Here is a 10,849-nt window from a genome sequence, read left to right on the forward strand (position 1 = left end):
TGTCAGGCCTGCTCCACCACGTCGTCCAAAGGAAGATCCATCACTTTTTTCATATCGAAGATTTGCACCTTGGCGAGCCGATCGTTCACATTCAGCGAGACGAGGCGGCCGTTGCCGAACGGAGTGACGACCTCGGACCCGATGCGCGGCAGTTCGTCCTTGGCGCTCTCGTAATTGTCGTGCTCATACTTGAGGCAGCACATCAAGCGTCCGCACAGCCCCGAAATTTTGGTCGGATTCAGCGATAAGTTCTGATCCTTCGCCATCTTGATCGATACCGGCTCGAAATCGCCGAGGAATGAAGAGCAGCACAGAATGCGCCCGCAAGGCCCGATGCCCCCCAGCATCTTGGCCTCGTCGCGCACGCCGATCTGCCTCAGCTCGATCCGTGTGCGGAAGATGCTGGCCAAATCTTTGACCAGCTCGCGAAAGTCGACCCGTCCTTCAGCCGTAAAATAAAAAATAATTTTGTTGCGGTCGAATGTATATTCAACGTCCACCAGCTTCATCTTCAGCTGATGGTCCTTGATTTTATCCTGGCAAATCGAGAAGGCGTTCTTCGCTGCCGCCCGGTTATCCTCCACCAGCTTGGCGTCGTTCTGATCGGCGATACGAATCACTCTCTTCAGCGGCTGCACCACATCGGCTTCATCGACGGTTCTGCGGCCGATGACCACCTTGCCGTATTCGATCCCCCGCGCGGTTTCCACGATGACTGCGTGCTCCTGCTCCACCGGCAGGTCGCTCGGATCGAAATAATATATTTTCCCCGCTTTCTTGAAGCGGACGCCCACGACTGAAAACAATCCTAACCCCCCTTTAGCCGCATGAATAATTGTTCCAGCACCAGCTGGGCATTGGCGTGAAACCGCAACCGTTTCTGCGCCTCCACCGCCTGCTCCAGCCCCGACATCCAGTGCTCCAGCGTATAGCGAAGCGCATGCTGCGCCATCCATTCCGCCTGGTCGGAGAAGACCAGGCCTTCGCGGTTGCCGAGTCGCAGCTGCACCATATCTTTCAGCCAAAGGATCAGCATGTCCAAAAACAGCGTGAGCCGATCGCTCAGCTCTCCCTTCGCCAGCTGCTGTTGAAGCGCCAGCAGCGCGGCCGGAAGCCTTGTCAAGCTCTCCTTGCTTAATTGTATCACTTGGCTTCTGATTTCTGCAAACCCATTTCCTTGCATGAGCTCGCGCGCGCCCCCCGTTCCAGCCGACAAGCGCACGGCCGTCTGCACCAGCGCCGGGGGAAAACCTTCCTCCAGCAGCTTCTCCGTCATGCGGCTGCGGTTCAGCGGAAGAAACGGAATCCATTGCGACCTGGAGCGTATCGTCGGCAGCAGGGCATGCCCGTTCTCCGTGATGAGGATAGCGACTACCCGCGCGGCCGGCTCCTCCAGAAACTTCAGCAGGCTGTTGGCCGCTTGGGGCGTCATTTTGTCCGCCTGCTCCAGAATGTACATCTTCAGGCCGGAAGCGCCGGCGCGGTAAGCAAACTGCTTCTGCAGCTCGCGGATTTGCTCGATCTTGATCGATGCGCCATCCGGCTCGAGCCAGTAGAGGTCGGGATGGTTGCCGTGCTCGATCTTGCGGCAATCCAGGCACTCGCCGCATGCATCGTCCGGCAGCACCTTGCAGTACAGCGCCTGAGCGAAGGCGCGGGCCATCGCCCTCCGTCCCGTTCCGTCCGGCCCGGTAAATATATAAGCATGCGAAACTTTATCGGTTCGCAAGCTGTTTTGCAGTATTCGCTTCACTCGTTCCTGACCCTCGATGGATTGAAACGGCATATCGTTTCGTCCCTTCTTATCGATCCAGCTCTATCCGGCGTCTAGAATGCCAGGTTGATCAGCATGCCGCGGATTTCCCCGACCTTGCGCAGCAGCTCGATGCGGCCCTGCTCGGTATCCAGCAGCTCCTCGGCGAGACCGAGCAGCTCCTGGTCGATTTCCTCGAGGAGCTTGTACCGCTTGGCGCGCCCCCGGCGGTCCCAGCCTCGCGTTTCGCGAAGCCGGATGCCGCGGCGGGCCGTCTCCTCCAAATACTGCTTGACAAGCAGCTTATACTGCCGCAGCTCGCGAACGGTCATCGAGCGGTTCAGCCGTTCGGCTTGCTGGTGAATTTGCTCCAGAATGCGCTGCAGCTGCTCCTGCGATGCCCGGTCGTCATGCTGCCGCATCGTATCGGAGAACGATTTTTGCTGCAAATGTTGCGATGGCGCATTTTCATTGCGCACGATTTCTTTGCCGAAGGGGCGCCAGCCCGGATTTATCTTCACTGTCCGATTCCTTTCCAACTCAGCATAATGTCGCTTTGTCCTGACCGTCCCGCGTTAACCTAAGACGGTCTGCCACGTTCAATAATGCTCGAAGCGCTCGACCGGCATGACGAAAACCGCGGCTCCTCCCACTTGAACCTCCACAGGGAACGGGATGTAAGAGTCGGTCGTGCCGCCCATCGGGGAGACCGGCGTGATCATCTGCTCGCGGATTTTGCAATTCGCCTTGATCACTTGAAGCACTTCGCTGACCCGCTCGTCCTCCGTTCCTATCAGGAATGTCGTATTGCCGGCTCGTAGGAATCCGCCCGTACTCGCAAGCTTCGTTGCCCGAAACCCTTCCTTGATCAAAGCGTTCGACAGACGGTTGCTGTCCTTATCCTGCACCACGGCGATTACCAGCTTCATATGACCAGCCTCCCTTATCATGGAACTTGGCGCTGCCCGGGACAAGCCCGAGACCGCTGCGCTCGCGCCTGGATATCATAATACATTTGACGCGGCCTGCAAAAATTCCTTCATTATATATAGGAATGTTCTACATTATACTCGCGGCGGCAGCTTATGGTTCAAACAACGGCGAATCGCTTCATAGACCTGCTCCTGAGGCAAGCTTGCATCGATCGTCACGATCCGCTCCGGATGCTGCGATGCAACCCGCCGATAGCCTTCGCGCACCTTCCGGTGGAAGTCGTCCGGCTCCAGATCGAGCCGGTTCATCTCCCGCTCCCGGTCGGCCCGAATGCGGGCCAGCCCGATCTCCGGCGCGACATCCATATAGATCGTCAAATCCGGCATCCACCGTTCAATGGCGAAGCGGTTGATTTCGCGGATCGCCTCCAGCCCGAGGCCGCGGGCAATGCCTTGATACACCAGGCTGCTATCGACGAACCGGTCGCACAGCACCACTTGCCCGGCCTCAAGGGCGGGGATGACTTTCTCCACCAGGTGCTGGCGGCGCGCTGCAGCATACAATAGCGCTTCCGTCCGGCTGTCCATGCCGGTGTTGCTCGTATCCAAAATAATGGAGCGAATCTCTTCCGCAATCCGGATCCCGCCGGGCTCCCGCGTCGTCGTGACCGCATGGCCGCGCTGCTCCAGCCAGTCCCGCAACATCGCGATGGCCGACGTCTTGCCTGCGCCTTCTCCGCCTTCTATCGTAATAAAGTACCCTTGTCTCAAATCGTTCGGACTCCTGCCATGATAATTCTTTGTATTTGTTACACTATACCATAATTGAAAAGGCGATGTCTTCCGCTTTCCCGATCCATGCATGCATCACGCTCACACCGGCGCCCGCCCGCTGACCGGCACGGTCCGCTCCTTCGCCACATCATGCCCGTGAAACCGGCAGCCGCTGTCCGCCAGCCGCGCCAACAATTCCGCGACCGGCCGGGTAATCGTCTCGCCCGGGTACAGCAGCGGAATGCCGGGCGGATAAGGCACGATCATTTGCGCGGCTGTATAGCCCTCGCATTCGGCAACGGACACCCAGCGCTCCGGCGCCTGAGAGGCCAGGCTCAGATCGAAGGCCACCGGCGCGGACATCGCCGCCATATCCGGCAGGAGCCGAAGAGGCGCCTCGGCGGGGCCGGAAGGGTTACAGGCGGAGGCGCTGCCAGACGGCAGCCGGCCGTCGATCCCGCGCAGGGCTGCGGCCAACCGCTCGATATCGGCTTCCCGGCTTCCCGGGCCGAGCACGAGCAGCACATGCGCCGGGTCGGCCAGCTCCGGGAAGCAGCCGGCCTGCTCCAGCTCCGCCTTCAGCCTGTATCCGTCCCCCGTTCCCGCTCTGTCGTATATCAGAATCTTTAACGGATCATACGTGCAATCGGCCGGAAACGGCGACTCGGCTTCTGCCGCATGAAGACAGCGCAGACGCGATAGCGAACCGATTCGCTTTCTGAGCAATCCGGCGGCGGAGAGCGCTTGGCCCAGCAAGGCCTCTCCCTGCAGCGCCATCTGCCGCCGCGCCACATCCAGGCTGGCCAGCAGCGGGTACGATGGGCTCGAGCTTTGCAGCATGGCCAGCAGCCGCTTGAGCGCGCTGCGCGGCATGCGCGGCCCCTGCACGTGGAGCATGGCCGTCATCGTCATCGACGTCAACATTTTGTGCGTCGACTGCACGGCCGCATCGGCGCCCGACGCCATGGCGCTTGCGGGGAGCTCGCGGTGCAGGCCGAAGTGCGCGCCGTGCGCTTCGTCCACCAGCAGCACCTTCCCGTGCTGGTGCAGCAAATCCGCGATCGGCTTCAGATCGACGCCGATGCCATAATACGAAGGGTTCGTCATGAGCAGCCCCTTCGCTTCCGGGTATGTCTTCAAGGCTTCGGCGATATCTTCCACCGCCAGGCCGCAAGCGACTCCCCGCGGGCCGATGCGCGGCATCAGGAACACGGCCTTCGCGCCGGCCAGCATCAGAGCGTGAATCACCGATTTATGGGCATCTCTTTGCACGAGCAGCACGTCGCCGCGACTGCAAACCGACAAGATCATGGCCAGATTGCCGACAGTGCTGCCGCCGATCAGAAACATCGTCTCTTCCGCTCCAAAACAGCGCGCCGCCAATCGCTGAGCCTCCAGAATCGCTTCCTCCGGCTGGTGCAAATCGTCCAGTCCCGGTATTTCGGTCAGATCGATGCTCATGATATCCCGGAACAGCCCGGAAGCTGCCGGGTCGAGCCCGCGGCCCGATTTGTGCCCCGGCACGTGAAAGCTGGCCGGAGCCCGCTCCCGGTGGCGGACAAGCTGTTCATACAAGGGCGCCCTTCGCTGCCCGTCTGTCATCTCCCGGCACCTCCCGTGCATTTCTCGTCTAACCGTATTGTAACAAACAAAAAAACCTCCTCCAACTGCCCGTTGGAATGGAGGCCCCGTATTTCGCCAAAAGGATGCGCGGCAAGCGGTAAAGGATGGACTTTCTGCCTACCCCTCTTTTTTGTAAAAGATTCGCTTCATTCGATGTATAAAGAACGGATATTTGGCGTCCCGGACGTCCGTCTTGACCATTTCCGTCTCGCAATCCTCGCAAATAAATTCCGATACGATCATAATGCCTTCTTCCTTCTGCCGTCCGCAAATAATGCAATGGTGAGTCAGCTCATGCTGTTGCTGCAGCGCTTCGCTCATCCGAATCACCTCTATTCTTGTTTTCTACCAGTATGTCCCGATTCTCTCAAACGTATACGCTGGGTACTATATTTTTATGTAGAAAACGCCTTTGCGGTGACAGCGCTCATTTATTTTCGCCTCTTTTCCGATATAATAGATGTTACCCTGCCCGAATCTTGAAAATAAGCGAGGACTTGGATCGTGGCCACTATGACCCGAAAGCGGCTGTCCGCCAATTCGACGATCTATCATTATACGCTGCTGCAGCGTATCCGTTATCATCCGAAGCTGCTGGCGCTGTACTGGATTTTTCCCGCCGGATGGTGGATATGGGACTTGTTTCGACTGAGGCTGTGGTATGTACCGCTCAGCCTCGCCCTCATCGTCCTGCTGCATGCCGCTTTATTGTATATTTTGCATAAAGTGAAGGAACGCCGCAGCCTGACCGGCTGGAAGTGGCATTATCAGCTGCCTTGGCTCGGCTGGATTGCCGGCACGCATATCGCCATGGACCGCATGCTGCGTCTCCACTGGCAGCTGTTGGGCATTGCGCTGGCCATCATCGGCTGCTTCTTCCCTTGGATTGACCACGAGCTGATTGCCCGCCTGGTCATGGTCCACTTATGGATTCTTGCGCCGCGATTTTGGATTTTGTTCCGAATGCGAGCCCACCGGCATGTAGGGTACTTGAAAATCAACGAGAGCGATACCTCGTGCTATGCGCAATGATGCCGCTTTGTCCGCCCTTTTGCCTTTTGGCCTTCAACAAGATGAAAGACGCCGCTCGTCCAGCGGCGTCTAGCCCACTCAGATCGCTTCCTGCACATTCGGCGATTGGAATTGGCTGTTGTACAGGTCCGCATAAAATCCGCCTTGCTGCAGAAGCTCCTCATGCGTCCCCTGCTCGATGACACTGCCCTTGTTCATGACGAGAATCATATCCGCATTGCGGATCGTCGACAAACGGTGGGCGATCACGAAGCTGGTTCGCCCTTCCATGAGACGCGCCATCGCCTCCTGGATATGAACCTCCGTCCGCGTGTCAACGCTGCTGGTCGCTTCGTCCAAAATAAGGATCGACGGATCGGCCAGCACTGCGCGCGCAATCGTCAGCAGCTGCTTCTGGCCTTGAGACAGGTTGCTCCCCTCTTCATTCAGAATCGTATCGTACCCTTCCGGCAGCGTGCGAATGAAATGGTCCGCATGCGCGGCGACGGCCGCCTGCACGATCTCCTCCTCCGTCGCATTTTCCCGGCCATAGGCGATGTTGTCGCGAATCGTTCCGTTGAACAGCCACGTATCCTGCAGCACCATCCCGAACAGGCTGCGCAGCTCGCCGCGCTTCATATCGCGAATATCGCGGCCGTCGATCGCAATGCTGCCGCCGTTAATTTCATAGAATCGCATCAGCAGATTGACAAGGGTCGTCTTGCCGGCGCCGGTCGGACCGACGATCGCGACCATTTGGCCCGGTTTCACATCGATATTCAGATCGTCCATCAGAAGGGCATCTTCCGTATAGCCGAACCGCACGTGACGGAACGCCACCGCTCCCCGCGGCTTCTCTAGCCCAATTCCATGATCGGCTTCGCGTTCCTCTTCCTGTTCGTCCAGCAGTTCAAACACCCGTTCGGCCGACGCGACGGTCGATTGAATAATATTGGCAATATTCGCCGCCTGGGTAATCGGCATGGAGAATTGCCGGGCATATTGGATGAACGCCTGCACGTCGCCGATCGCGATGCGCTGCCAGGCGACAAGCAGGCCGCCCACCACGCAAATGAGCATATAACCGACATTGCCGATGAAGCTCATGAGCGGCATCATAATCCCCGAGACAAACTGCGCGCGCCAGCCTGAATCGTACAGTTGTTCGTTAATCTCGTTGAACCTCCGAATGGAGTTCTTCTCCCTTCCGAACACCTTGACGATTTGATGGCCTGCGTACATTTCCTCGACATGGCCGTTCAACTCGCCCAGCGAGCGCTGCTGGCCTATGAAATAGCCTTGGGAGCGCTTGGCGATTCTGGCCGTGACGATCCCGCTTAGCGGCAAAGTCACGATGCAGATCAGCGTCAGCAGCGGGCTGATCGTCAGCATCATGACAATGACGCCGATAATGGTCGTGACGGAAGTCATTAACTGCGTCAGACTTTGCTGCATCGTATTGCTGATATTGTCCACATCGTTCGTAATGCGGCTGAGCGTCTCGCCGTGCGTGCGAGAGTCGAAATATTTCAGCGGCAACCGGGACAGCTTGTCGTTCACATCGCGGCGCATATTGTATACGGTCTTCTGCGCTACGCCGGCCATCACATACTGCTGAAAAAAGCCGAATACCGAGCTGAACAAATATAACACGATCAACGTTACGACAATGCTCCAAATATAATCAAAATCGATGCCGGTTCCTTGGGCGCCTCCCATCCGTGCCATTACGCCTCTGAACAGCTCTGTCGTGGCAAGCCCCATAATCTTCGGGCCGAGAATGGAGAACGCGGTGCTGAGAACCGCCATGACGAACACGGCGATCAATGAATATTTATGCGGCTTCAAATAGGCCAGCAGCCGTTTCAGCGTGCCTTTGAAATCCTTCGCCTTCTCGGCCGGCATGCCGGATGGCCCGCCCATCGGGCCGCCGCCGTGTCTCGGGCCTTGCCGCCTATGCGAAGCTTGCTCGTGTCGTCCGTTCATGCGATCTCCTCCTCCGACAACTGCGAGGCAACGATTTCCCGATACACCGCGTTATCCTGCATCAACTGCTCGTGCGTGCCGCTGCCCGCGATCCGGCCGTCCTCCAGAACGATGATGCGGTCCGCATCGATAACGGTGCTGACGCGCTGCGCCACAATAATGACCGTCGCATTCCCCGTCTCCGCCTTCAGCGCTTGCCGCAGCTTCGCGTCCGTCTTGTAATCGAGCGCCGAGAAGCTGTCGTCGAATATATAAATTTGCGGCTTGCGCACTAAAGCCCTGGCAATGGACAAGCGCTGCTTCTGGCCGCCCGATACGTTCGATCCGCCCTGGGCAATGCGGGCCTCAAAGCCGCCCTCCATCTCCATAATAAAATCCATGGCTTGCGCCGTCTCCGCTGCCCGCCGCACTTCCGCGTCGTCGGCATCCTCCTTGCCGTAACGAATATTGTCGGCGATCGTGCCGGAGAACAGCACCGCCTTCTGCGGAACGAAGCCGATCTTTTCGCGCAGGCTCTCCTGCGTCATCTCCCGCACGTCAATGCCATCTACCAGCACGCTGCCGCTTTCCGCATCGTAAAATCGCGGAATCAAGCCGATCAAGGTCGATTTCCCCGAACCGGTACCGCCGATAATCGCCGTCACTTCACCCGGCTTGGCTTCGAAAGAGATGTTCTCCAGTGCAGGCTGTTCCGCTCCTGGATAACGGAACGTTACGTTACGAAATTCCACATTCCCTCCCCGACCCGTAGCGGCAGGATGAGGAGGGTCGCTAATGCTTCCCGTATGCTCCAATACTTCCCGGATTCGCTCAGCCGATGCAGCGGCTCGGGGCAGCATTACGAAAATAAACGACAGCATAATGAGTGAGAACAGGATCATCATCGCATACTGAAGGAAAGCCATCAAATCCCCGACCTGCATATGCCCCTGCTCGATACGAATGCCGCCGAACCAAATAATGGCGACGGAAGCGAAGTTAATAATCAGCATCATCGTCGGCATCATCAGAGCCATAATGCGATTTACCTTCAACGCGGTATCGGTCAAATCCCGGTTCGCCGTTTCGAATCGTCGCTTCTCATGGTCGATGCGATTGAATGCTCGAATGACGCGGATACCTGTCAGTCCTTCACGCTGCACAAGATTGAGCCGGTCCAGCTTGGTCTGTATCGCCTTGAACAGCGGAATGCCCTTGCGGGCAATGAGGAAGATCGCCAGCGCCAGGACCGGCATGACGCCGATAATAACCAGCGCCAGCGTTGCATCCTTCATCAGCGCCATGATGACGCCTCCGACCGCCATCATCGGAGCTACGATCATCATTCTCATCATCATGATGAGCACTTGCTGCACCTGCGTAATGTCGTTCGTCGTCCGCGTAATTAACGATGCGGTGCCAAGCTTGTCGAATTCCTGCTGCGAGAAGCCGCTGACGCGGGCGAATAACTCGCTGCGAAGATCCCTTCCGAAGCCTGCCGCTGCCTTGGCGGAATAAAGGCTGCCGATAATGGTACAGATCGCGCCGAACGCCGCAACAAGCAGCATCCAGCCTCCCATCTTCAGGATATATGGCGTATCGCCGTGCTGAACGCCTATATTGACGATATCGGCCATGATCGTCGGCAAGTATAGCTCCGACAGCGCCTGGAGAAATACTAATACCAATACCATAGCCACCAAACCGCGATAAGGCTTCAAATAAATAAGCAGCTTGCTCAAGGGCCTTCATCTCCATCCGCCATCATATTTCGCATATACGTCTCTTGCTGTTTGAGCATATATTCCGATGCTTTCTTCATCGTCTCGATAAAACGGACGCTCTCTTCCTTGCCCAAATGCTCTACGAGGCCAACAAACATTTGCAGGCGTGCTTCATTAATGCGTTGAATATATTTATGCCCCTGCTCTGTCAGCCGAACCCGCACGATTCGCCGGTCGGCAGGGTCAGCGTGCCGCTCGACAAACCCTTGCGATTCCAGGCTGTTAATATGCTGCGTGACCGTCGGCGAGGTGACGCCTAGTTTTCCGCTGATTTCAGAAACCATCATCCCTTCCGAGTCATCCTGAACATGTCTGCTAATGCAGTAAAGCACCATAATTTCGGCCGGTTTTCGATTGGCCATCCTTCGGTCTTGCATCATATTCGCCCGAGGCCTCGATTGGATAAACGATTCCATGAATTGCTTAGCGATATTTCGCAGCTCATCATCCTGCAATGTTTTCTCTCCTTCCCCTGGAGCACATAGTTCGAAATCCAAATATTTCAGTTATTATTTATTTTGGCAACCTAATTATATATGGGGGAAATGCATTCGTCAACGAATAAAAGAATGGTTATTTGCGGACTGGAAGGAAAACCTTTCCTTCGGAAAAGTTCTTAAGCGTGCGAAACCTATACTTTACTGCGGCTATTGCGGCTGTGAAACTCAGCAGGCGGCCCCCGAACACTCTGCGTTAGCGCTGCCCCTGTCACAGCCGGGTTATAATTGACCCACCGGCGCCGGAATGAAAATGACCCACCTTCAGCGAATCTCTCTCTCAGAGATTTCCGACCAAGGAACCTGAGAGAGGAGAATATCAAGTGCTGAAAGGCGGGACTGTCTTGAGATTACACGAAATGAAAGCGGATGGGAAGAGTCTTCGTCAAATTGCCAAAGAAACCGGCCACTCCCGAAACACCGTGCGAAAATATGTACGGGACGGTCATATTCCGGAGGCGAAGGAGCGTGCAAAACGGGGATCGAAACTCGATCCGTACAAGGAAACCA

11 protein-coding genes and 1 pseudogene are annotated in these 10,849 nt (G+C 56.9%); 2 read left to right on the forward strand and 10 right to left on the reverse strand.

Annotated elements, in window-relative coordinates:
* Positions 1-2 precede the first annotated feature (2 nt).
* The 7 genes from F591_RS0120575 to F591_RS0120610 form a co-directional block, all read right to left on the reverse strand.
* Entirely contained in the window at positions 3-806 is an 804-nt protein-coding gene (locus F591_RS0120575) for a PSP1 domain-containing protein (RefSeq protein ID WP_019536504.1), read from the reverse strand.
* A 2-nt stretch (positions 807-808) separates the two neighbouring features.
* Positions 809-1,786, reverse strand: a complete 978-nt coding sequence (gene holB, locus F591_RS0120580) for a DNA polymerase III subunit delta' (RefSeq protein WP_019536505.1) — start codon at positions 1,784-1,786, stop codon at positions 809-811.
* A gap of 41 nt (positions 1,787-1,827) precedes the next feature.
* Positions 1,828-2,274: a YaaR family protein gene (locus F591_RS0120585; protein ID WP_019536506.1), complete on the reverse strand. Its 447-nt coding sequence runs from the start codon at positions 2,272-2,274 to the stop codon at positions 1,828-1,830.
* A gap of 78 nt (positions 2,275-2,352) precedes the next feature.
* A complete protein-coding gene (locus tag F591_RS0120590; protein ID WP_019536507.1) occupies positions 2,353-2,682 on the reverse strand; it encodes a cyclic-di-AMP receptor in 330 nt (109 codons plus the stop codon).
* 135 nt (positions 2,683-2,817) lie between these two features.
* Complete coding sequence (gene tmk / locus F591_RS28600) at positions 2,818-3,456, reverse strand: dTMP kinase (RefSeq protein WP_019536508.1); 639 nt, start codon at positions 3,454-3,456, stop codon at positions 2,818-2,820.
* A gap of 102 nt (positions 3,457-3,558) precedes the next feature.
* Complete coding sequence (locus F591_RS0120605) at positions 3,559-5,061, reverse strand: aminotransferase class I/II-fold pyridoxal phosphate-dependent enzyme (protein WP_019536509.1); 1,503 nt, start codon at positions 5,059-5,061, stop codon at positions 3,559-3,561.
* Positions 5,062-5,199: 138 nt separating this feature from the next.
* The gene (locus F591_RS0120610; protein WP_019536510.1) at positions 5,200-5,403 is read right to left on the reverse strand and encodes a sigma factor G inhibitor Gin; all 204 of its coding nucleotides are present in this window, start codon (positions 5,401-5,403) and stop codon (positions 5,200-5,202) included.
* A gap of 183 nt (positions 5,404-5,586) precedes the next feature.
* Between F591_RS0120610 and F591_RS0120615 the strand changes: the two genes are divergently transcribed.
* Positions 5,587-6,114, forward strand: a complete 528-nt coding sequence (locus F591_RS0120615) for a hypothetical protein (protein ID WP_156829638.1) — start codon at positions 5,587-5,589, stop codon at positions 6,112-6,114.
* A 78-nt stretch (positions 6,115-6,192) separates the two neighbouring features.
* On the opposite strand, the gene F591_RS0120620 is transcribed toward F591_RS0120615, so the two are convergent.
* Genes F591_RS0120620 through F591_RS0120630 form a run of 3 tightly spaced genes read right to left on the reverse strand, consistent with a single transcriptional unit; the run spans position 6,193 to position 10,258 of the window.
* Entirely contained in the window at positions 6,193-8,079 is a 1,887-nt protein-coding gene (locus F591_RS0120620; protein WP_019536512.1) for an ABC transporter ATP-binding protein, read from the reverse strand.
* Positions 8,076-9,752, reverse strand: a complete 1,677-nt coding sequence (locus F591_RS0120625; RefSeq protein ID WP_425414370.1) for an ABC transporter ATP-binding protein — start codon at positions 9,750-9,752, stop codon at positions 8,076-8,078. Before F591_RS0120625 ends, F591_RS0120620 begins: the two co-directional genes overlap by 4 nt.
* Positions 9,753-9,796: 44 nt before the next feature.
* A complete protein-coding gene (locus F591_RS0120630) occupies positions 9,797-10,258 on the reverse strand; it encodes a MarR family winged helix-turn-helix transcriptional regulator (RefSeq protein ID WP_051109229.1) in 462 nt (153 codons plus the stop codon).
* A 440-nt stretch (positions 10,259-10,698) separates the two neighbouring features.
* Between F591_RS0120630 and F591_RS32400 the strand changes: the two are divergent.
* Positions 10,699-10,849, forward strand: a pseudogene (locus F591_RS32400) (IS21 family transposase); the annotation flags it as partial.

This window comes from Paenibacillus ginsengihumi DSM 21568 (genome assembly GCF_000380965.1).
In the GTDB taxonomy this organism is placed as follows: Bacteria; Bacillota; Bacilli; order Paenibacillales; family NBRC-103111; genus Paenibacillus_G; species Paenibacillus_G ginsengihumi.